At 71.4% G+C, this 22,470-nt stretch carries 18 protein-coding genes; 14 read left to right on the forward strand and 4 right to left on the reverse strand.

Going from position 1 to position 22,470, the window contains the following annotated elements:
* The first annotated feature begins 243 nt into the window (after window positions 1–243).
* Together rpsB and tsf are read left to right on the forward strand one after the other, a co-directional pair.
* Entirely contained in the window at window positions 244–1,050 is an 807-nt protein-coding gene (rpsB, locus tag FQY79_RS03105; RefSeq protein ID WP_146310621.1) for a 30S ribosomal protein S2, read from the forward strand.
* A 126-nt stretch (window positions 1,051–1,176) separates the two neighbouring features.
* Complete coding sequence (tsf, locus tag FQY79_RS03110) at window positions 1,177–2,049, forward strand: translation elongation factor Ts (protein WP_146310623.1); 873 nt, start codon at window positions 1,177–1,179, stop codon at window positions 2,047–2,049.
* Between the two features lie 175 nt (window positions 2,050–2,224).
* On the opposite strand, the gene FQY79_RS03115 is transcribed toward tsf, so the two are convergent.
* A complete protein-coding gene (locus FQY79_RS03115; RefSeq protein ID WP_186759717.1) occupies window positions 2,225–5,161 on the reverse strand; it encodes a TonB-dependent receptor in 2,937 nt (978 codons plus the stop codon).
* A 313-nt stretch (window positions 5,162–5,474) separates the two neighbouring features.
* Between FQY79_RS03115 and pyrH the strand changes: the two genes are divergently transcribed.
* From pyrH to FQY79_RS03175, 12 genes are all read left to right on the forward strand, one after another.
* Window positions 5,475–6,197, forward strand: coding sequence for a UMP kinase (gene pyrH, locus FQY79_RS03120; protein ID WP_146310628.1), 723 nt, complete (start codon window positions 5,475–5,477; stop codon window positions 6,195–6,197).
* A gap of 134 nt (window positions 6,198–6,331) precedes the next feature.
* Window positions 6,332–6,889: a ribosome recycling factor gene (frr, locus tag FQY79_RS03125; protein WP_146310630.1), complete on the forward strand. Its 558-nt coding sequence runs from the start codon at window positions 6,332–6,334 to the stop codon at window positions 6,887–6,889.
* 171 nt (window positions 6,890–7,060) lie between these two features.
* On the forward strand, window positions 7,061–7,801 hold the full coding sequence (uppS, locus tag FQY79_RS03130) for a polyprenyl diphosphate synthase (protein ID WP_146310632.1): 741 nt from the start codon (window positions 7,061–7,063) through the stop codon (window positions 7,799–7,801).
* Window positions 7,798–8,673 (forward strand): phosphatidate cytidylyltransferase, encoded by an 876-nt coding sequence (locus FQY79_RS03135; RefSeq protein WP_146310634.1) that lies wholly within the window; start codon window positions 7,798–7,800, stop codon window positions 8,671–8,673. Before uppS ends, FQY79_RS03135 begins: the two co-directional genes overlap by 4 nt.
* A gap of 67 nt (window positions 8,674–8,740) precedes the next feature.
* Window positions 8,741–9,913, forward strand: a complete 1,173-nt coding sequence (dxr, locus tag FQY79_RS03140; RefSeq protein ID WP_146310636.1) for a 1-deoxy-D-xylulose-5-phosphate reductoisomerase — start codon at window positions 8,741–8,743, stop codon at window positions 9,911–9,913.
* 9 nt (window positions 9,914–9,922) lie between these two features.
* Window positions 9,923–11,284 (forward strand): RIP metalloprotease RseP, encoded by a 1,362-nt coding sequence (rseP, locus tag FQY79_RS03145; RefSeq protein ID WP_146310638.1) that lies wholly within the window; start codon window positions 9,923–9,925, stop codon window positions 11,282–11,284.
* A 61-nt stretch (window positions 11,285–11,345) separates the two neighbouring features.
* On the forward strand, window positions 11,346–13,886 hold the full coding sequence (gene bamA, locus FQY79_RS03150) for an outer membrane protein assembly factor BamA (protein ID WP_146310640.1): 2,541 nt from the start codon (window positions 11,346–11,348) through the stop codon (window positions 13,884–13,886).
* Between the two features lie 11 nt (window positions 13,887–13,897).
* The gene (lpxD, locus tag FQY79_RS03155) at window positions 13,898–14,938 is read left to right on the forward strand and encodes a UDP-3-O-(3-hydroxymyristoyl)glucosamine N-acyltransferase (protein WP_146310642.1); all 1,041 of its coding nucleotides are present in this window, start codon (window positions 13,898–13,900) and stop codon (window positions 14,936–14,938) included.
* Complete coding sequence (gene fabZ / locus FQY79_RS03160; RefSeq protein WP_146310644.1) at window positions 14,935–15,390, forward strand: 3-hydroxyacyl-ACP dehydratase FabZ; 456 nt, start codon at window positions 14,935–14,937, stop codon at window positions 15,388–15,390. The genes lpxD and fabZ overlap by 4 nt, the downstream gene beginning before the upstream one ends.
* A gap of 1 nt (window position 15,391) precedes the next feature.
* On the forward strand, window positions 15,392–16,177 hold the full coding sequence (gene lpxA / locus FQY79_RS03165) for an acyl-ACP--UDP-N-acetylglucosamine O-acyltransferase (RefSeq protein ID WP_146310646.1): 786 nt from the start codon (window positions 15,392–15,394) through the stop codon (window positions 16,175–16,177).
* Between the two features lie 5 nt (window positions 16,178–16,182).
* Complete coding sequence (gene lpxB, locus FQY79_RS03170) at window positions 16,183–17,418, forward strand: lipid-A-disaccharide synthase (protein WP_146310648.1); 1,236 nt, start codon at window positions 16,183–16,185, stop codon at window positions 17,416–17,418.
* Entirely contained in the window at window positions 17,415–17,987 is a 573-nt protein-coding gene (locus FQY79_RS03175; RefSeq protein WP_146310650.1) for a ribonuclease HII, read from the forward strand. Before lpxB ends, FQY79_RS03175 begins: the two co-directional genes overlap by 4 nt.
* A gap of 31 nt (window positions 17,988–18,018) precedes the next feature.
* On the opposite strand, the gene FQY79_RS03180 is transcribed toward FQY79_RS03175, so the two are convergent.
* Genes FQY79_RS03180 through FQY79_RS03190 form a run of 3 tightly spaced genes read right to left on the reverse strand, consistent with a single transcriptional unit; the run spans window position 18,019 to window position 22,273 of the window.
* Window positions 18,019–18,522, reverse strand: coding sequence for a gluconokinase (locus tag FQY79_RS03180; RefSeq protein ID WP_146310652.1), 504 nt, complete (start codon window positions 18,520–18,522; stop codon window positions 18,019–18,021).
* A complete protein-coding gene (locus tag FQY79_RS03185; protein WP_146310654.1) occupies window positions 18,519–20,903 on the reverse strand; it encodes a GH36-type glycosyl hydrolase domain-containing protein in 2,385 nt (794 codons plus the stop codon). Before FQY79_RS03185 ends, FQY79_RS03180 begins: the two co-directional genes overlap by 4 nt.
* Entirely contained in the window at window positions 20,900–22,273 is a 1,374-nt protein-coding gene (locus tag FQY79_RS03190) for an MFS transporter (protein ID WP_146310656.1), read from the reverse strand. The genes FQY79_RS03185 and FQY79_RS03190 overlap by 4 nt, the downstream gene beginning before the upstream one ends.
* Window positions 22,274–22,470: the final 197 nt, after the last annotated feature.

A 22,470-nucleotide genomic window follows, 5' to 3' on the forward strand; every position in this document is an offset into this window, starting at 1 on the left:
GGGCTATCATTTCCCGGCTGTGCTTCCGGGATCCCGGCGGCCGGCTGCCCACGCCGGGCATCGCGTCGATGGACGCAGGCGAATACACACCCGCTGCAATCCCCCGTGCCGGGGTGCCTCGCGAGAGGTTCGGCCACGGAGGCAGCGGGGAGGCCCAACCCCGGAACCACGCGCCCGTCCCGCGGGCGCCGCCGCCCATCCGATCGACCCGGCGGCCGGTTCCCTCCACCTGGAGTTCCACCCATGCCCCAGATCACCATGCGCCAGATGCTGGAAGCCGGCGTGCATTTCGGCCACCAGACGCGCTACTGGAACCCGAAGATGGCCCCATACATCTTCGGCGCCCGCGGCAAGATCCACATCATCAACCTCGAGAAGACGGTTCCGCTGTTCAACGACGCGATGAACTTCATCTCGGGCATCGCCCAGAAGCGCGGCATCGTGCTGTTCGTGGGCACCAAGCGCAGCGCGCGCGAGGCGATCAAGGAGGAGGCCGAGCGCTGCGGCATGCCGTACATGACCCAGCGCTGGCTGGGCGGCACGCTGACCAACTTCCGCACCGTCAAGCAGTCGGTGGCGCGCCTGAAGGAGCTGGAAGCCGCCGAGACCGACGGCACCTTCGACAAGCTGGTCAAGCACGAGGTGCTGGGCCTGCGCCGCGAGCGCGCCAAGCTCGAGGCTTCGCTGGGCGGCCTGAAGGAACTCAACCGCCTGCCCGACGCGCTGTTCGTGATCGACATCGGCCACGAGGACATCGCGGTCAAGGAAGCGCGCAAGCTCGGCATCCCGGTGGTGGCCGTGGTCGACACCAACTACGACCCCGACCTGGTCGACTACGCGATCCCGGGCAACGACGACGCCATCCGCGCCGTGCAGCTGTACGCTCGCGCCGCCGCCGACGCGGTGCTCGAGGGCAAGGCCGCCGCGCCCAACGCCGCCGTCGTGCGCGAGGACGAGTTCGTCGAGGCCGACGCGCAGCCCGCGCGCCGCGCGCCGAAGAAGGCCGCCCAGGAAGGCGAAGCCGCCGACCAGGCCCAGGCCGCCGGCTGATCCCGGCAACGCGGCCGCGCCCCCGGGCGTGGCCGCCATCGCGGCCGGCAGCCCCTGCCGCCGCCACCAGCCCCCGCGGCGGGCGCCCTGCCCTCCGCCCGAATTCCACGAATCCGAGGTCCCCCGATGGAAATCACCGCATCCATGGTCAAGGAGCTGCGCGAGCGTACCGGCGCCGGCATGATGGAGTGCAAGAAGGCACTCACCGAGAACAACGGCGACATCGACGCCGCCGCCGAGGCGCTGCGCAAGTCGGGCCTGGCCAAGGCCGACAAGAAGGCCGACCGCGTCGCCGCCGAGGGCCGCGTCGCCGCCGCCCAGGCCGCCGGCAAGGCGGTGCTGGTCGAGGTCAACTCCGAGACCGACTTCGTCGCCAAGGACGAGAACTTCGCCAGCTTCACCAGCGCCGTCGCCCAGGCCGCGCTCGAGGCCGCCGACATCGAGGCCCTGAAGGCCGCGAAGCTGCCGTCCGGCGAGACCGTCGAGGAGGCCCGCGCCGCCGTGATCGCCAAGGTCGGCGAGAACGTGCAGGTGCGCCGCATGGCCCGCATCGACAGCGACAACCACGTCGCGGCCTACGTCCACGGCGGCCGCATCGGCGTGCTGCTGGAGCTCAAGGGCGGCGACGCCGAGCTGGCCCGCGGCCTGGCGATGCACGTCGCGGCCATGAACCCGCCGCACAACAAGCAGTCCGACGTGCCGGCCGAGTTCATCGCCAAGGAGAAGGAGATCGAACTGGCCAAGCTGAGCGAGAAGGACCGCGCCAAGCCGGCCGAGATCCTCGAGAAGATCATCGGCGGCAAGATCAGCAAGATCGTCAACGAGGTCAGCCTGTACGGCCAGCCGTACGTGCTCGACACCGACAAGACCGTCGAGGCCGTGCTCAAGGCCGCCGGCGCCGAGGTCATCGGCTTCCAGCGCCTGGCCGTTGGCGAGGGCATCGAGAAGGTGGTGGAGGACTACGCCGCCGAAGTGATGAAGCAGGCCGGCCTGGCCTGACCACGGCCGCCAGCGCCGGACCGGGGAAGCCGCGGGCGACCGCGGCTTCTTCGTGTCCGCACCCCACTGCGCCGGCGCGGCCCGTCCGGCGGGCAAAAGCAAAGCCGCGGCGGAGCGCGGCTTTGCCCATCTTCCGTCGCCTTCGGGCCCGGCCGGAGCCGGGCCCGCCGGGGCGTCAGAAGTCGTACGAGACCGAGAAGCGCACCTCGCGCGGCGCCTGGAACGTGGTCGGCACGCCCCAGGTGCTCAGCGGATAGCTGTCCGGATCGAAATCGAACTCGCCGATCTCGTTGACTTCCAGTTCCGCCGAGTTGTCCAGCACGTTGAACACGTCCACGCCGATCGCCAGGCGGTCCTGGGCCCAGTTCGGCCGGTACTGCAGGCCGAGGTCGAGGCTGAACATCTGCCTGGTCCGGCCCGCGGTGCCGCGCGGCGTCAGCACCCCGCCGCAGTAGAACGCTTCGCTGCCGTACTCGGCCGCGAACGCGTCGGTCGGATGGTTGCCGAAGCAGTTGATCGGGCGGCCGGTCTGCCACAGCACGTTGCCGCTGGCGCGCCACTCGTCGGCGAACTGGTAGGCACCGAACACCTTGATGGTGTGGCGGCGGTCGTTCGGCAGGAAGCCGTGCGCGCCGTCGAGCAGGCCGGGCTGGTCGAACAGGGTGGTCAGGCCGGCGTCGCTCTGGCCGTTGTCCGAGCGCACGTAGCCCTCGTTGTTGCCGTAGCTCTGCGACCAGGTGTAGGAGCCCTGCAGGAACCAGACGCCGTCCCAGCCGCGCTCGAAGGTGACCTCGACCGCGTTGTACTTGCGTACCGAATCGGGATAGCCGAGCTGCTCGGCGGTCAGGAACACGTCCTCGACGATGCCGTCGCCGTCCATGTCGATGCCGACGCGCATGTCCTTGCCCGGGTTGGTGAGGACGTAGTAGTCGAAGCCGCCGGCCTGGAAGTCGTCGTAGCCGTTGGCGGCCGCGTAGGCGTTGAGCGCGGCGTCGATCGCCACGTCCTCGAGCGTGCTCTTGAGGTCACGCCGGATCGCGCGCACGCCCACCGACCACTCCGGGGTCAGCTGGCGCTGGAAGCCCACGATCAGTTCGTCCTGGTACATCGGATCGATGTCCCTGTTCACCAGGCTCGTGGTGTCGTGCAGGGTGCCGTCGCCGTAGATCACGTACGGCTCGCCGTCCCAGTAGCCCGCGGGGTCGATGACCGGGCGGTTGGTCGAAGGATCGAGCGTGCCGTCCCAGTCGTAGACGCGAAGCACGTAGTACTCGTCGCCCGCCATGCGGATGTTGGTGTTGGTGGCCACCGGCAGGTGGTAGCGGCCATAGTTGGCGAAGACCTTGGTCGTGCCCTCGCCGCCCACGTCCCAGCTCAGGCCCAGGCGCGGCGCCCACTGGTCGGTGATCTTGATGAAGCTCTCGCCGGCCTTGTTCTTGTTGTCGAACTGCTCGTTGCGCAGTCCGAGGCTCAGCAGCAGGTTGTCGGTCACCTGCCAGTTGTCCTCGAGGTAGTACGCGTTCGAGGTGGTCTCGAACCCGCCCTCGTTGAGGTAGGCGTACTCGAGCACGAAGCCGTTGCGCAGCTGGTAGTACGCGCCGCCAGGGAACGGGCCGCGTTCGGCGGGGAACACGTCCTCGACCACCGGCCCGGCGCCGGCATAGTAGGTGTTCTCGTAGGCGGTGTTCTGCTCGCGGTCCAGGCCGAAGCGCAGGCGGTGGTCGCCCAGGTGCCAGTCGAAGTCGAGGCGATAGGCCTCGCGTTCGTCCATCGCGTAGGAATCCTGCGAGTACGCGGCGCAGCCGAGGCGGCGCGACGGCGAACTGCGCTGGTCGACCACGTAGTTGCAGGCCTGGCCGCCGTCGGCGTTGAACACCGAGTTCTCGAGCTCGCCCTTGCCGTACAGCGCCGACACGGTGAAGTCGTCGGTCAGGTAGCCGGTGTAGCGGAAGATGTTGGTCTGCCCGCCGGTGCGCTGGGTGCCGCGGCCCTCGAAGGTGCGCGGCACCTCTGCGGTCGGGCTGAACGGCACCACCACCAGGTCGCGGTTCTGCTCGTCCGAGAACCCGGTGTACTCGAGGCGGTGGTCGTCGGTGATGTACCAGTCGAGCTTCACGCCCCAGAACGGGTCGTTGGTCTCATAGTCGTTGGCGGTCGACAGGCCGAAGGTCTTCTGGTCGGTCTGGCGGTATTCGCCCATCGCGTAGAAGAACAGGCGATCCTTGACGATCGGACCGCTCGCGTACAGGTTGACGCGGTAGGCGTCGTACGCGTCGCGGTCGTTGTAGATGTACAGGTTGCCGTCGCGGTCGTACACGGTCGGCTGGTTCTCGCGCAGCGAGTCCGGCGTCCAGATCACGTTGCCGCCGAACTTCCACTCGTTGGTGCCGGACTTGCTGATCGCGTTGATCACGCCGCCGGTCGAGCGGCCGAACTCGGCACCGTAGCCGCCGGTCTTGAGCTGGAACTCGCGGTAGAACTCGAACGGCACCGTGCTGCCGCCCAGGCCGTTGCGGAAGTTGGTGATGTTGAAGCCGTTGAGGTAGTAGGCGTTCTCGCCCACGGTCGCACCGCCGAACGAGGGCAGGTTGCCGAAGGCGGAGTCGCCCTTGGTGGTGCCCGGCGCGAGCAGGGCCACGTCGGTGATGCTGCGGTTGACCGGCAGCCGGTCGATCACCGCCTCGGTGAGGATGGTGGCCGACTCGACCGAGGACAGGTCGATCGGGGACACCGAGGTGCCGCGGACCACGACCGCGTCGAGGGTGGACGCGCCGGCGGCGGAGAAGTTGACCGGGGTGCCAGTGCCGACCGAGACCGACACGCCTTCCTGGACGCTCGTGGTGCCGTCGGGCGAGGTGCGCACCACGCGGTAGGTGCCGGTGGGCAGCGCGCCGATGCGGAAGCTGCCGTCGGCGCCGGCCTGGACTTCACGGGTGAAGCCGGTTTCCGGGCTCTCGACCCGGATGGTGTCGCCGGCCGCCACCCGGCCGGTGATGCTGCCGGAGGTGTTGGACTGCGCAAGCGCCGTGCCCGAAACGCACAGGCCCAGGGCGAGCCAGAGCGCGTTCCGTCGAATCCTCCCCCGCAGGGCACTGTTGCTGTTCCTGCTCATCTGTCGCACTCCAGGTTGTTGATCTGGAAGAAAAACCCAAAAAAAGCGCCCCGGCACCGGCGGCGCACGCTCCCCGTTGTGGGGCCAGTGTTCGCGGACCGGTAAATTTGTGTCAACAGAAAGTTGCAGAAATGCTAACCAGGTCCGGTTCCGGGGATGCCACGGGCAAGGGCCCCGCGGCATCGGCCAGGCCCCGCGATGACCTCTCCCTCCCCCGGGCGGCACGGGTGCAGGGCGCGAAGGGAGGGCCGGCTCCCGGGGGCCGGGGACCGTTACAATTTCCCCGACCTCCTCAAGCACCAGGGCCGAGTCCATGTCGCAACTCCAGTACCGTCGCGTCCTCCTCAAGCTGTCCGGCGAGGCGCTGATGGGAGACGAGGACTACGGCATCGACCCCAAGGTCAGCGGCCGCCTGGCGCAGGAGATCATCGAGGCCCAGCAGGCCGGCGCCGAGGTGGGGGTGGTCATCGGCGGCGGCAACATCTTCCGTGGCGCCGGGCTGGCCGCGGCCGGGATGGACCGGGTGACCGGCGACCAGATGGGCATGCTGGCCACGGTGATCAACGCCCTGGCCATGCAGGACGCGCTCGAGCGGCTCGGCGGCAAGGTCCGGGTGATGAGCGCGCTCAAGATCAACGACGTGTGCGAGGACTACATCCGCCGCCGCGCCATCCGCCACCTCGAGAAGGGCCGGATCGCGATCTTCGCCGCCGGCACCGGCAATCCGTTCTTCACCACCGACTCGGGCGCCGCGCTGCGCGCGATCGAGATCGGCGCCGACCTGCTGCTCAAGGCGACCAAGGTCGACGGCGTCTACGACAAGGACCCGAAGAAGTTCCCCGACGCGGTCCGCTACGACAGCCTGAGCTACGACGAGGTCATCGCCCGCGACCTGCAGGTGATGGACACCGCCGCCTTCGCCCTGTGCCGCGACAGCGAGCTGCCGCTGCGGATCTTCGACATGTCGCAACCGGGCGTGCTGCTGCGCATCCTGCGCGGCGAACCGATCGGCACCCTCGTGCACGCGCGGGGCTGAGCGGCCCCGCCCGGCCGGCTGCGCCGACCGCGGCCGGCCGCCGTCCCGCCTCCGCGCCGCCGCCGGCCCCGTCCGGTGGCGCCGGCAGCGCCTATAATCCCGCAGTTCAACCGCACCAAGCCCCGGAGCCGGCGATGCTCAACGAGATCAAGAACGACGCCCAGACGCGCATGGCCAAGAGCGTCGATGCACTGCGCCACGCCCTGCAGAAGGTGCGCACCGGCCGCGCGTCCACCGCCCTGGTCGACCACATCAAGGTCAACTACTACGGTTCGGACATGCCGCTGTCCCAGGTCGCCAGCGTGGCCGTGTCCGACGCGCGCTCGCTCACCATCACCCCGTGGGAGAAGCAGATGGTGGGCGCGGTGGAGAAGGCGATCCTGGCCTCCGACCTCGGCCTGACCCCGAACACCGCGGGCACCACGATCCGGCTCAACCTGCCCGCCCTGACCGAGGAGCGCCGCCGCGACCTGGCCAAGGTGGTCCACGGCGAGGGCGAGGACGCGAAGGTGGCGATCCGCAACATCCGCCGCGACGCGATCCAGCGGGTCAAGGAGCTGCAGAAGGAGAAGCAGATCTCCGAGGACGACGAGCGCCGCGCCGAGGACGAGATCCAGAAGATCACCGACAAGGCGATCAAGGACGTCGACGAGGTGGTCAAGGCCAAGGAACAGGAGCTGATGGCGGTCTGACCCGGCACCGGACCCGGAATCCGCAGGTGGCGGCCCGTGGACGTCCCGGGCCTGGAAGTTTCCGGATCCGGCCACGGGCGCGGCGCGGGAGGGACCATGCCATTGAGTGACGCCCAGACCGGGGAGCACCCGGCATCCACGCACGCCGCCGGGGCGCAGGATCCGTCCGGCATGCCCCGGCACGTCGCCGTGATCATGGACGGCAACGGCCGCTGGGCCGCGCGCCGCCGCCGCCCGCGCGCGATCGGCCACCGCGCCGGGGCCCGGGCGGTCAACGTGTGCATCGACTACTGCCTGGAGCAGGGCATCCGGGCCCTGACCCTGTTCGCCTTCTCCAGCGAGAACTGGGGCCGGCCGGAGGAAGAGGTCGGCGCGCTGATGAAGCTGTTCCTGGCCGCGCTCGACCGCGAGGTCGAGGAGCTGCACCGGCGCGGGGTCGAGGTGCGCTTCATTGGCGACCGCTCCCGCTTCCCGGCCGACATCCGCGCGCGGATGCAGGCCGCCGAGGCGCTCACCCGCGGCAACCGCCGCCTCGCCCTGACCATCGCCGCCAGCTACGGCGGGCGCCAGGACATCGCCGCCGCCGCGCGTGCGCTGGCCGAGGACGTGGCCGCCGGGCGGCTGCGGCCCGACGAGATCGACGAGGCCACGGTCGGCGCGCGGATCTCCCTGGCCGACCTCCCGCCACCGGACCTGTTCATCCGCACCGGCGGCGACTGCCGGATCAGCAATTTCCTGCTCTGGCAGCTGGCCTACACCGAACTGTGGTTCACGCCCACGCTGTGGCCGGACCTCGACCGGGCCACGCTCGAGGCGGCGGTACGCGACTTCGCCGCCCGCGAACGCCGGTTCGGCTTGACCGGGGAGCAGGTGTCCGGCAGCGTGCCGGGACCGCAACGGAGCACGACTTGACCCGTACCCGCGTCCTGACCGCGCTGCTGATGGCGCCACTGGCGATGGCCGCCGTGCTGCTGCTGCCCACCCCGTGGCTGGTGGCGGCCAGCGCGATCGTGTTCCTCGCCGCCCTGTGGGAGTGGTTCCGGCTGTGCGAGGTCGAGGACACCCTGCAGCGCGCCCTGCTGCTGCTGGCCAACCTGCTGCTGATGGCGGCCCTGGTGTGGGCTTCGCCGACCGGCAGCGGCGGCTCGCTGGTGCTGTTCAAGCTGGTGGCCACCTTCGGCGTGATCTGGTGGTTGCTGGCCATGCTGTGGCTGCGGCACTACGAGTTCGCCTCCGACCACGACACCCACGCGCGGGTGTTCAAGCTCGCCGCCGGCACCCTGGCGGTGGTGCCGGCGTGGTGCGCGCTGGCGGTGATCCACGCCGGCGACCCGTCGGCCACCGGGCTGCGGCTGGTGCCGCAGGGGCACGTCTGGCTGCTGACGGCGCTGATGATCGTCTGGGCCACGGACACCGGCGCCTACTTCGCCGGGCGCCGCTTCGGCGGGCGCTGGTTCGCACGCCGCATGGCGCCGCGGATCAGCCCGAACAAGACCTTCGAGGGCCTGGCCGGCGGGGCCGTGCTGGGCGTGGTGGTGGCGGTGGCGATGGCCCCGCTGGCCGGCGCGACCGCCGCGCAGTTGCCGCTGGTGGCGGTGGCGGCGCTGGGGACGGTGCTGTTCTCGGTGGTCGGCGACCTGTTCGAGAGCCTGCTCAAGCGCCACGTCGGGGCCAAGGACTCCGGGGCCCTGATCCCGGGGCACGGCGGCGTGCTGGACCGGATCGACAGCGTGCTGGCCGCGCTGCCGGCGTTCGCGGTCGCGAAGTTCTGGCTCGGGTTCTGAGCATGGCCGGGGCAGTCGCACGCACCCTCGGCGCGCAACGGCGCCGGACGGACCGGGGTAGCCGCTGATGCAGCGCGTGGCCGTGCTGGGCGCCACCGGGTCGATCGGCGGCTCGGCGCTGGACGTGATCGCCCGCCATCCCGGCGTCATGCGCGCCAGCATCCTGGCCGCCGGCCGCAACGTCGCGGCGCTGGTGGCCCTGTGCGCCACCCATCGCCCGGCGCACGCGGTGATCGGCGACGAGGCCGCCCTGCCAGCGCTGCGCGATGGCCTGCGCGAGGCCGGCTGCGCGACCCGGGCGCACGCGGGCGACGCCGCGCTCGCCGCCCTGGTCGCCGGCGACGACTGCGACACCGTGGTGGCGGCGATCGTCGGCGCCGCGGGCCTGGAATCGACCCTGGCCGCGGCCCGGGCCGGCAAGCGCCTGCTGCTCGCCAACAAGGAATCGCTGGTGCTGGCCGGCGAACTGCTGATGCAGGCCGCCCGCGCCGGCGGCGCCACCATCGTGCCGATCGACAGCGAGCACAACGCGATCTTCCAGTGCCTGCACGGGCGCGACGCGGACGCCCGGGTACGCCGGGTCACGCTCACCGCCTCGGGCGGCCCGTTCCGCGGCCGCAGCCGGGCCGAACTGGCCGGGGTCACCCCGGCCCAGGCGGTGGCGCACCCGAAGTGGTCGATGGGGCCGAAGATCTCGGTCGATTCGGCGACCCTGATGAACAAGGGCCTGGAACTGATCGAGGCCCGCCACCTGTTCGGCCTGCCCGAGGACCGGCTGGAGGTGCTGGTCCATCCGCAGAGCCTGGTCCACTCGCTGGTCGAGTTCATCGACGGCTCGGTGCTGGCCCAGCTGGGCCTGCCGGACATGCGTACCGCGCTCGCGGTCGGCCTGGGCTGGCCGCAGCGCCTCGAATCGGGCGTGGGCGCGCTCGACCTGGCCACCCAGGGACCGCTCGAGTTCGGCCCGCCCGACCTGGAGACCTTCCCCTGCCTGCGCCTGGCGCGCGAGGCGCTGCGCGCCGGCGGCACCGCCCCGGCCACGCTCAACGCCGCCAACGAGGTGGCGGTTTCAGCCTTTCTTCAGGGCCGCATCGGTTTCCTGTCCATCGCCGCCCTGGTGGAGGACGCGCTCGCGGCGATCGCGGTCGAGCCGGCCGCGTCACTGGAAGCGCTGCGCGGCATCGACGCCCGCGCGCGGCGCCACGCCGAACGGGCCATTGCCACGGGTGCCATCCGATGAGCCGCCGCCATGACTGAATTCCTCGCCTCCGCCTGGTGGCTGGTGGTGAGCCTCGGCATCCTGGTCACCATCCACGAGTTCGGCCACTTCTGGGTCGCGCGCCGCTGCGGCGTGCGCGTGCTGCGGTTCTCGATCGGCTTCGGCCGCGCGCTGTGGAGGCGCCTGGGCGCCGACGGCACCGAGTACCGGGTCGCGGCGATCCCGCTGGGCGGCTACGTCAAGATGCTGGACGAGCGCGAGTACGAGGTTCCCGAGGCGGACGCCGGCCAGGCCTTCAACCGGCAGCCGGTGTGGAAGCGGATCGCGATCGTCGCCGCCGGCCCGGCGGCCAACCTGCTGCTGTGCTTCCTGCTGTTGTGGGCGATGTTCGTGGTGGGCCGCCCCGACTACGCGCCGGCGCTGGGGCCGTCGACCGGGATCGCCGCCGAGTCGGGCCTGCGCAACGGCGACCGGGTGGACGCGGTGGACGGGCGTGCGACCGCCACTTGGATGGAACTGCAGATGGCCCTGCTGCCGGCCGCGCTCGACCGCGCCGACGTGCCGCTGCGCGTGACCGGGCCCGACGACGCGCAACGGGAGGTGGTGCTGCAGCTGTCGCGCCTGCCGCCGGACTTCGACCAGCGCCAGGTGCTGCGCAGCATCGGCGTGGTCCCCCGCCATTTCGTGGTCCCGGCCGACATCGGCCGGGTCCTGCCCGACGGCGCCGCCTGGGGGGTGCTGGCCGAGGGCGACCGGATCACCGCGATCGACGGCCGCCCGGTCGAGAGCTTCTCCGACATCGCCCCGCTGGTCCAGGCCCTGGGCGAGCGCGGGGGCGAGGCCATGGTCGAGGTGTCCCGGGACGGCCAGCGGCTGGCCTTCCCGCTGCGGCCGCGGGAGATGGCCGACGCCGACGGCAACCGTCGCTGGGTGCTGGGGATCGAGGCGCCCGGCAGCGTCGAACTGCCGCCCAAGGACGCGGTGCAGCGCTACGGCCCGGTGGCCGCGGTCCCGGCCGCGGCGCGCGAGATGGGCCAGCTGACCGGCCAGCTGCTGGGGATGATCCAGCGCGCCTTCACCGGCCGCCTGGCGCTGGAGAACACGGTCGCCGGGCCCCTGACCATCGCCCGCGCCACCAACGCCTACGCCAGCCAGGGCGTGGCCTGGTACCTGACCATCCTCGCCCTGCTCTCGCTGAGCATCGCGATGCTCAACCTGCTGCCGATCCCGCTCTTGGACGGCGGACACCTGTTGTATTACCTTATCGAGTTGGTCAAAGGCAGTCCGTTAAGCGAACGTGCGATGGCCGCCGGGCAGTATGTCGGCCTGGTGTTGTTGGCCGGTTTGATGGGCCTTGCGTTCTACAACGACATCCTCCAGCTGGTGCGCTGATGCCCGCCTTCCGACCGCCGCTGCGTCAGCAGCGGAGATCTTCCCCAATCCGGACCGATCGATGACGCGTATCCCTGCCCGCCACATGCTCGCACTCGCCCTCGCGACCGTCATCGCGCCATCCTGGGCCCAGCAGGCGGCCGGTCCGCAGGCGCCGCTGGCGGTCCCACCCCAGGCGCCCGCCGCGAGCCCGGGGAGCTTCACCGTCAGCGACATCCGCATCGACGGGCTGCAGCGCATCGGCGCCGGCACGGTGTTCACCTACCTGCCGATCGAGCGCGGCGACACCGTCAACCAGACCCGCGTCGGCGAGGCGATCCGCGCGCTGTACCGCACCGGGTTCTTCGAGGACATCCAGATCGGGCGCCAGGGCGACATCCTGGTGGTCACCGTCACCGAGCGGCCGGCGATCAACCGGCTCACCCTGAGCGGCAACAAGGACATCAAGACCGAGGACCTGACCCGGGGGCTGCGCGACATCGGGCTGGCCGAGGGCGAGACCTTCGACCGGCTGGCCCTGGACCGTGTCACCCAGGAGCTGACCCGGCAGTACAACAACCGCGGCAAGTACAACGTCGAGATCATCCCGACGGTCACCAGCCTCGACCGCAACCGCGTCGACATCGCGATCGAGGTCAAGGAAGGCAAGGCCGCCAAGATCCGGCACATCAACCTGGTCGGCAACGAACTGTTCGACCAGGACGACCTGACCGACAGCTGGGAGTCGGCCGAGAGCAACTGGCTCAGCTGGTACCGCCGCGACGACCAGTACTCGAAGGAGAAGCTCTCCGGCGACCTGGAGAAGCTGCACAACTTCTACCTCGACCGCGGCTACGTCGACTTCAGCATCGACAGCACCCAGGTCTCGATCAGCCCCGACAAGCGCGACATGTACATCACCGCCGGGCTGACCGAGGGCGAGATCTACACCATCTCGTCGATCGAGCTCACCGGCGACACCGTACTGCCCAAGGAAGACCTCGAGCGCCTGGTGATCCTGCAGGAAGGCTCGGTGTTCTCGCGCGCGCTGCTGGAGCTGACCGCCGACTCGATCACCGCCACGCTCGGCAACATCGGCTACGCCTTCGCCCAGGTCAACACGATCCCCGACATCGACCGCGACAACCGCACCGTCGGCATCAAGCTGCAGGTGGTGCCGGGGCCGCGCGTGAACGTGCGCCGGATCGTGTTCCGCGGCAACACCCGCACCTCCGACGAGGTGCTGCGCCGCGAGATGCGCCAGTTCGAGGGCGCGTGGTACTCGCAGGCGGCGATCGACCGCTCCAAGGTCCGCCTGCAGCGCCTGGGCTACTTCGAATCGGGCAGCGTGAACGTCGAATCGGTGCCGGTGCCCGGCAGCAACGACCAGGTCGACGTGGTGTTCAGCGTCACCGAGACCACCTCGGGCAGCTTCGTGTTCGGCCTGGGCTATTCGCAGCTCGCGGGCGTGACCACCTCGGTGCAGCTGTCGCAGAACAACTTCCTGGGCAGCGGCAACCGGGTTTCGGTCGAGGCCCAGCGCAACGTCTACCTGCAGCGCTACTCGTTCTCGTTCCTGAACCCGTACTTCACCGACGAGGGCCTGTCGCTGGGCTACAACCTGTGGTGGCGCGAGTTCGACAACTCGGAGTTCAACACCGCCCAGTTCTCCTCGACCAACGCCGCCGGGCAGGTGTTCTTCGGCCTGCCGATCACCGAGTCGGACACGATCTCGGCGCTGTTCGGCATCGACCGCAACCAGATCTTCGCCTGGCGCGGGTCCTCGCCGCAGTCGATCGTCGACTACATCGACGCGGTCGGCCAGCGCACCTTCCACGCCTGGCGCGCGGAACTGGCCTGGGCGCGCGACTCGCGCAACGACTACCTGCAGCCCACGCGCGGCACCTACCAGCGCGTGTCGCTGGAGACCACGCTGCCCGGCTCGACCGTCGAGTACTACAAGGTCAACTACGAGTTCTCCAAGTACTGGCCGATCAACCGCGCCCTGGTGCTGAACACCCGTTTCGAAGTGGGTTACGGCGACAGCTACGGCGACGACAGGACGCGCGTGTTCTGCCGCTCGCAGGGCTCCCAGCCGTTGCCGCCCCCGGGGCTGCAGGCGGCCGACGCCGGCCCGACCCCGGGCGGCGAGGCCTGCGGCCCCGGCTCGGTGTACGACAAGACCCTGGTCGCCAGCGGGCTGCCGTTCTTCGAGAACTTCTACGCCGGCGGCGCGCGCTCGGTGCGCGGCTTCCGCGACAACACCCTCGGCCCGCGCGAGAGCGCGTTCAACAGCGGCTACCTGCAGCCGATGGGCGGCGCACTCAAGACCGTGGGCTCGCTGGAGATGTTCTTCCCGCAGCTGATCAAGTCGCCGGCCGCGCGCGTCTCCGCGTTCGTGGACGTGGGCAACGTGTTCCGGAACGTGGACGCGTTCGAGAGCAGCGAACTGCGGGCGTCCGCGGGCGTGGCGCTGATGTGGCGCGCGCCGGTGGGCCCGATCTCGATCAGCTACGCCTACCCGCTACGCTCGCAGGACGAGGTGCGCGACGCGAACGGCCGGGTGATCCAGCACGGCGACGAGCTCGAGCGCCTGCAGTTCACCTTCGGCGGCGCGTTCTAGCCCCGGGGCCGATGGCGCGCCGGGCCGTCCAGTTCCGCGCAGGGGATCTCGCCGAGCGTTTCGACCTGGCGCTGCGGGGGGATCCCGGGCGCGTGGTCGAGGGCGTGGGCACGCTCGCGGGGGCCGGGCCGGCCTCCCTGTCCTTCCTCGCCAACCCGCGCTACCGCGGGCAGCTGGCGACGACGGCTGCAGGCCTGGTGGTGATGCGCGAACGCGACGCCGAGGGCTACGCCGGCGACGTGCTCCTGGCCGCGGACCCGTACCTGGCCTTCGCCCGCATCGCCGCCCTGTTCGACCAGACCCCGGCGCACGAGCCGGGTATCCACCCGACCGCGGTGGTCGATCCCGACGCGGTGGTCGACCCGGCGGCGTGGATCGGGCCGCTGGCCTGCATCGGCGCCGGCAGCACGGTCGCAGCCGGCGCGTGGATCGGCCCGGGCTGCGTGGTCGGCGAGGATTGCGAAATCGGCGCCGGCAGCCGCCTGGTGGCGCGGGTGACGCTGGTGCGCCGGGTCCGGCTCGGCCGCCGGGTGCTGGTGCACCCGGGCGCGGTGCTGGGCGCCGACGGCTTTGGCCTGGCCTTCGACCGCGCCGCCGCCGAACCGCACTGGATCAAGGTGCCGCAGCTCGGCGGCGTGCAGGTCGGCGACGACTGCGAGATCGGCGCCAACACCACCATCGACCGCGGCGCGATCGAGGACACCGTGCTCGGGCCCGACGTGCGCCTGGACAACCAGATCCAGATCGCCCACAACGTCCGCGTCGGCGCCCACACCGCCATGGCCGGCTGCGTGGCCGTGGCCGGCAGCACCACGATCGGGCGATACTGCATGATCGGCGGCGCGGCCGGGATCGCGGGCCACCTGGAGATCTGCGACCGCGTGGTCGTCACCGCGATGAGCCTGGTGACCCACTCGATCCGCGAGCCCGGGGAGTATTCTTCCGGCACCCCGCTGATGGACAGCCGCAGCTGGCGCCGCAACGCGGTCCGTTTCAAGCAGCTCGACGCCCTCGCCCGCCGCGTGGGAACGTCGCCAAAGGACACAGGATGAAGCAGCAGGTCACGTTCCCCATCGACATCCCGGGCATCCGCGAGATGCTGCCGCACCGCTACCCGTTCCTGCTGGTCGACCGCGTGGTCGAGGCCGAGCCGGGCAAGCGCGTGCTCTGCTACAAGAACGTCAGCGCCAACGAGCCGTTCTTCACCGGGCATTTCCCCGACCGTCCGGTCATGCCGGGGGTACTGGTGATCGAGGCGATGGCGCAGGCCGGCGGCATCCTGAGCCAGCTCACCCACGGCGGCGGCCTCGAGGGCAGGCTGTCGTACCTGGTCAAGGTGGACAACGCGAAGTTCTCGCGCATGGTGGTACCGGGCGACCGGCTCGACCTGGAGGTCGGGATCAAACGCGAGATCCGCAACATGACCCTGTACTCGGGCGTCGCGCGCGTGGACGGCGAGCAGGTGGCCTGCGCCGAAATCCTGTGTGCCGAGGTGCGCACCTGAGATGGCCACGGACATCCATCCCACCGCGGTCGTGGATCCATCGGCGCGGCTTGGCGAAGGGGTGTCGGTGGGCGCGTTCACCTGGATCGGTCCCGGGGTGGAGATCGGCGACGGCACCACGATCGGGCCGCACTGCAGCGTGCACGGCCCGACCCGGATCGGGCGCGGGAACCGCATCGTCGGCCACGCCGCGATCGGCGGCGATCCGCAGGACAAGAAGTACCGCGGCGAGACCGTGTCGCTGGAGATCGGCGACCGCAACCTGGTGCGCGAGTTCGTCACCTTCAACCGCGGCACCGGCGACGGCGGCGGCGTCACCCGGATCGGCAGCGACAACTGGTTCCTGGCCTACACCCACGTCGCCCACGATTGCGTGGTCGGCAACCACTGCGTGTTCTCCAACAACGCCAGCCTCGCCGGCCACGTCCACGTGGGCGACCACGTGATCCTGAGCGGCTTCGCCGGCGTGCACCAGTTCTGCCGCATCGGCGCCCACGCCTTCATCGGCATGGGCGCGTTCGTCAACGGCGACGTGCCGCCGTTCCTGATGGTGGCCCAGGACAAGTACGCGCGTCCGCGCGGCATCAACGCCGAAGGCCTCAAGCGCCGCGGCTTCGATCCCGCGCGCATCGCCGCCATCCGCCGCGCCTACCGCGCGCTCTACCTGGGCGACGCCAAGCTCGAGGAAGCCCGCGCCGAGCTGGCCGAGATCGCCGCGTCCGGCAGCGAGGACGTGCGGGCGATGCTCGATTTCATCGAGCACGGCGAGCGTCCGCTGCTGCGCTGAAGGCCATGGCCGGCGGCAGCGACGACACGATGATGCGCCACGCGGCGGCGGCCGGCGAGGCTCCGTCCCTTGCGCTGGCCGACGCGCGCCCGCCGCGGATCGCGCTGTGTGCCGGCGAGGCCTCGGGCGACCTGCTCGGCGCCGGGCTGGTGGCTGAACTCGCGGCGCGGTTCCCGGGCGCGGAATTCGCCGGCGTGGGCGGGACGCGGATGCGCGAGGCCGGGGTCGAGACCTGGCACGACGCCTCGGAACTGGCGGTGATGGGCCTGAGTGAGGTGCTGCGCCACCTGCCGCGGCTGCTGGGCCTGCGCCGGCGCCTGCGCCGCCGCCTGCTCGACTGGCGCCCGGACGTGTTCATCGGCATCGACGCGCCCGACTTCAACCTGGGGCTCGAGCGCTGGCTCAAGCGCCGCGGCGTGCGCACCGTGCACTACGTGAGCCCGTCGGTCTGGGCCTGGCGCCAGGGTCGCGCGGCGAAGATCGGACGCAGCGCGGACCTGGTGCTGTGCCTGTTCCCGATGGAGCCGCCGATCTACGCCCGCCACGGCGTGGACGCCCGCTTCGTCGGCCATCCGATGGCCGACGCCATGCCGCTCAACCCCGACCGGCGGCGTGCGCGCGCCGAACTCGGCCTCGACGACGAGGGGCCGGTGCTGGCGGTGCTGCCGGGCTCGCGGCTGGGCGAGATCGAACGCCTGGGCGCGGTGTTCCTCGACGCCGCCGGGCGCGTCGCGCGCGCGGTGCCGGGCCTGCGGATCCTGGTACCGGCGGCCACGCCCGCCTGCGAACAGGCGATCCGGGAACTGCTCGCGGCCGCCCCCCTGCCTCCGGGCAGCGTCCGCCTGCTCGAGGGCCGCGCGCGCGAGGCGATCACCGCCGCCGACGTGGTCCTGCTCGCGTCCGGGACCGCGACCCTGGAAACCATGCTGGCGAAGCGGCCGATGGTGGTCGGCTACCGGATCGCCCCGACCACCTACCGGATCGTGCGTTCGCTGGGCCTGCTCAAGGTGGACCGCTACGCGCTGCCGAACGTGCTCGCCGGCCAGACCATCGCCCCGGAGCTGATGCAGGAGGACTGCACGCCCGAGCGGCTGGCCGGGGCGGTCGTGCAGTGGTTCTCCGACCCGGCGGCGACCGCCGCGCTGGAACCGGTGTACCGCGACCTGCACATCGCCCTGCGCCGCAACGCCTCGGCCACCGCCGCCGAAGCCGTCGCCGGACTGCTGGAGGCGCCGCGGTGAGCTGGCGCGTGGCCGGCGTCGACGAGGCCGGATGCGGGCCGCTGGCCGGACCGGTGGTGGTGGCCGCGGTGATCCTCGATCCGCACCGCCCGATCGACGGCCTCGACGACTCCAAGAAGCTCAGCCCGGCCAGGCGCGAGGCGCTGTACCCGCAGATCATCGCCTCGGCCTACGCGTGGCGGATCGAGTTCGTGCGGGTCGAGGAGATCGATGCGCTCAACATCCTGCAGGCGCGCCTGACCGGCATGCGGCGCGCCCTGTGCGCGCTGGACCCGGCTGCGACGCGCGCCCGCATCGACGGCAACCGCCTGCCGGCGGACCTGCCCTGCCGGGCCGAAGCCGTGGTCGGCGGCGACGCCCAGGATCCGGCGATCATGGCCGCCTCGATCCTGGCCAAGGTCGCCCGCGACCGGGCGATGCTGGAACTGCACGCGCAGTTCCCGCAGTACGGCTTCGACCGGCACAAGGGCTATCCGTCGCCGTCGCACCTGGCGGCCCTGCGCGAGCACGGCCCCTGTCCGCACCACCGGCGCAGCTTCGCCCCGATCGCGCAGCTCGCGCTGTTCTGAGCCCCCAGGTTGGGCGCAACGCGCCGCCGCGTCAGCCCAGCGCGTCGAGCGCCTGTTCAAGGATCCGTTCCGGCGGCGCGTCGATCCCGATCCCGTGCACGTCCGGCTCGCCCTGCGGTGGCTCGAGCGCGGCGAACTGGCTGTCGAGCAACGAGACCGGCATGTAGTGGCCGCTGCGCGCGCGCATCCGCGCCGCGATCAGCTCGCGGTCGCCGTGCAGGAACAGGAAGCGCAGCGGCAGGCCCGCCTCGCGCATCATGTCGCGGTGGCGGCGGCGCAGCCCGGAGAACGCCAGCGCCACGCGTTCCCCGGCGTCCACGCGCCGGCCCAGCTCGGCCACGATCCGCTCGACCCAGGGCTGGCGCATCTCGTCGGTGAGCGCCCGGCCGCTGGCCATGTGCGCGCGCGCCTCCTCGCTGTGGAAGTCGTCGGCGTCGAGGTAGCTCGCGCCCCAGGCGCCGGCCAGCGCACGCGCGAGCGTGGTCTTGCCGCTGCCCGATACGCCCATCACCACGGCCACCTGGACGTCGCTCATCCCACCTCCCCCACCTCCGGCAGCCGCACCTCGACCCGGTAGCGCCGCCCGGCTTCGATGCCGGCCAGGCGCCCGTCGGGCAGCGGCGTCCCGTCCACGTGCACCCGGGTCGCCGCGATGCCGGACTCGCGCCCGATCCGCACGTCGAACTCCGCGCCGCGGAAGCGACGCAGCGCGCGCGCGCGCGACCAGTGCGAGGGCAGCTGCGGGGCGATCCGCAGCCCGTCGCCGTCGCCGCGCAGGCCGAACAGCGATTCCACCGTGCAGCGGTACATCCACGCGGCGGTGCCGGTGTTGAACAGCTGGCTGGACCGCCCCGCGGTGCGCGGGTGCAGGCGCCAGGCGCCGCGGTAGTAGTTGGGCACGAACACCGGCAGCTGGCCGCGGCGGATGCAGTCGTCGGCATCGGGACCGGCCAGCATCGCGCGCAGCGTGCGCCAGGCGCGGTCGGCGTCGCCAACCCGGTAGAGCGCGTGCATCCAGAACGCGGCGGCGTGGTTGTAGATCGCGCCGTTCTCGGCCGAGCCCGGGAACTTCTGGGTCAGCCGGCCCACGTCCTCGCGCATGCCGGTGTAGGGCGGGCCGAGCATGGCCACGCCCCAGGGCGAGGCCAGCTCCGCCTCGACCGCGGCCACCATGCGCGCGCGGCGTTCGTCGTCGGCCGCGCCGCTGAGCAGCGCCCAGCTCTGGGGATTGAGGTAGATCCGGCCTTCCGCGTCGTGGCGGGCGCCGAACACGACCCCGTCGTCGGTGATCCCGCGCGCGTACCAGTCGCCGTCCCAGAGCCACTCGTTGACCGCCGCGTTGAACGCCTGCGCGCCGGCGGCGAACTCGCCCGCCTCGGGGTCGCGGCCGCACCGGCGGCAGATGCCCGCCCACAGGCGCAGCGCGTGCGCGGACGCCAGCGACAGCCAGCCCGAGACCCCGCGACCCTTCCACCCGACCATGTTCATCGGGTCGCACCAGTCGCCCTGGGCGATGTAGCTCAGCCCGCGCCCGTCGCGCTGGACGAGCAGCCAGCGCATCGCCAGGTCGATGCGCTCGGCCACGCTGCGGGTCGTGCCGTCGCGGTCGGCCACCGCGACATCGAGCACGGCGAGGTCGCCGGTCTCGTCGAGGTAGGCTTCCAGGAACACCGGCAGCCACACGCAGTGGTCGGTGTGCGGCACCTGGTTGATGTATTTCAGCTGGGCGCCTTCCACCAGCAGGATGCCATCGGGCATCGCCCCCTCGGGCGCCTGCTGCGACAGCGCGCGCAGCAGCGCCGCGCGCGCCGCCTGCGGGTCGAGATACGCCATGCCCATGTGGTCCTGCAGGTAGTTGCGGGTCTGCGGGTCCGTGGTCAGGCGGTTGCTGTCGCCGTGGTAGAACACCTGGCGCGGCAGCCAGTGGTTGACGAAGGCATCGAACCAGGGATCGGGCGTCTCGACCTCGATGCAACCGCGCGCGGCGGACAGGCGCGCCTGCTGGCCCGAGGCCGCGCGTTCGAAGCCGCCGGCTCCCAGGTGGCGCGCGCGCAGCGCCTTGATGCCGGCGTCGTCGCGCGCGGGGGCGAACACGAAGCGGAACGACTCCTCCGCGCCCGGCAGCAGTTCCAGCGGGTACTGCAGCACCGCGGTCGGCGTTTCGTACAGCGCGTCGCCGCAGGCCAGGCGCGCGCGGGAGACGATCGCGTCCGGGGTCGTGAGCCCGCCCTCGCCCTCGAACGCGGCCTGGTTGGCTTCCCAGGCCGCGGGCGCGCGGTCGTGCAGCAGCACGGTGCGGTCCAGGAAGTCGCGCTGGCGGAACCAGTCCTCGACCTTCTGGTAGGGGGTGACGCTGGTGCACACGATCCCGCCCAGGTCGGCGCGGTAGCGGCCAGCCTGGTTCATCCACGACATGTAGCCGACCGGGAAGTACGGATACAGCGACAGCCGGCGCGCACGTCCGGAGCGGTTGCGCACGCGGATGGTCCACAGCTCGGCGACGTCGTCGGGCGGCAGCGCGACCGACATCGCGACCTCGATCCCGTCGCAGCGCACCGTCCACTCGACGTCGGCGACGCCGACCGAGAACGCGAACGCGTCGGGACGGCGGTTGACCGGCGCGTGCGGCGCCGAGAACAGCAGTCCGGCGTCCTCGTCCTTCACGTAGCAGAACCGGCCCGGGTGGTGCGCATAGGTCGGCTGCTCGGGCTGCATGAAGGTCCTGGCCTCGAGCACCGGTGCGTGCGCGTACTTGGCCGGCTCGGGCTGCATGAACTGGGCGGTGGCATAGCCGCGGCAGCCCAGCTGCAGCAGCATGCGCCGGTTCCACAGGAAGGTGGAGGCATGCGGCATCGCCAGCGGGCTGCGCAGCACGCAGCGGCGGCCGTCGGCTTCGAAGCCGCAGGGAGCGGTCATGCGGCCGCGGCCCGCCTGGCCTCGAGCTCGGCCTGCAGCCGCGCCAGCGTCGCGTCGTCCAGCGGATAGGCGCGCATCACCAGCCCGGCCAGCAGCGCCACCACGCCCGGGATCACCGTCAGCAGCAGGATGATGCCCAGCTGCGAGGCGTCGGACTGGGCCTGGTTGGCCACGTAGCCCATCGCCGCCAGCACCCAGCCGATCACCGCCGAGGCCAGCGCCCCACCGAGCTTCTGCGAGAACGTGGCCGCGGCGAAGGTCATCGCGGTGGCGCGGCGCCCGGTCTTCCACTCGGTGTAGTCGGCGCAGTCGGCGTACATCGAGAACGCCAGCGGCGACTTCGGCCCCAGCAGCACGCCGACCAGGGTATTGAGGACCAGCATGGTCCCGACCTGCCCGCGCGGGACGAAGAACATGCCGCACGAGACCAGGCCCGCTAGGACCATCAGCCACATCATGGCCGCGCGCTTGTCCACGTAGCGCGTCAGCACCGGGGTCAGCGCGGCGCCCGCCGCCAGGCCGATCGAGTACCAGGTCAGGAAGCGCGGGATCAGCTCCGGCCGCTCCACGTAGTACTTGAGGTAGTACACCAGCGAACCGCTGCGCATCACGATCGTCACCATGATCACCAGTGCCAGCACGAACAGCACCAGCCACGGCCGGTTGCCGAGCAGGTCGCCGATGTCCTGGCGCACCGAACTGCGCTGCTGCGGGGGCGGCTGGATCCGCTCGCGGGTGCTGGCGAACACCGCCAGGAACGCCAGGCACGCCACCGCGCCGTACGCGGCAAGGGTCAGCTGCCAGCCGAGGCGTTCGTCGCCCGCGCCCAGGGTCGACACCAGATGCAGGGTGAAGGCGTTGACCATGGTGGTGCCGGCGAAGGCGGCGATGAAGCGGAAGCTCACCAGGGTGGTGCGCTGCTGGCTGTCGGCGGTCATCACCCCGCTCAGCGCCGAGTACGGCATGCTCAGCACCGTGTAGGCCAGCATCATCAGGCTGAAGGTGGCATAGGCCCAGACCAGCTTGCCGCCGGGCCCGAAGTCCGGCACGGTCCAGGTCAGCACCCCGGTGAAGGCCAGCGGCAGTGCGCCGAACAGCAGGTAGGGCCGGAACCGGCCCCAGCGGGTGCGGGTGCGGTCGGCCATCGCGCCCATCAGCGGGTCGGTGACCGCGTCGACCAGCTTGGTGACCAGCATCATGGTGCCCACGGCGGCCGCCGCCAGGCCCATGACGTCGGTGTAGAAGTACATCAGGAAGGCCGAGATGTTGGCCCAGTACAGGTTGAAGCCGAAGTCGCCGATGCCGTAGCCCGCCTTCTCGCGCAGGGTCAGCGCTCCGCCTGGCCGTGTCTTGCCGCGATCGTCCTGCATGGTCCTCCCCGGGGCCGCGTCCGCCTGCGCGGCCGTCCGCCGCACGCTGGAATGGTAGCGCTACCAATGGCGCTCCCAAGAGTGCCGGCAACGGCGCACGAACGCAAACCGCCCGCGGGCCCCGGGCCCGGGCACCATGGCCGCCCCGGCGGGTGTCAAGCCTTGTCCGGGTGCCGCCCGGCACCTACCCTGCCCGG

Source organism: Luteimonas wenzhouensis, from assembly GCF_007859305.1.
Taxonomy (GTDB): domain Bacteria; phylum Pseudomonadota; class Gammaproteobacteria; order Xanthomonadales; family Xanthomonadaceae; genus Luteimonas; species Luteimonas wenzhouensis.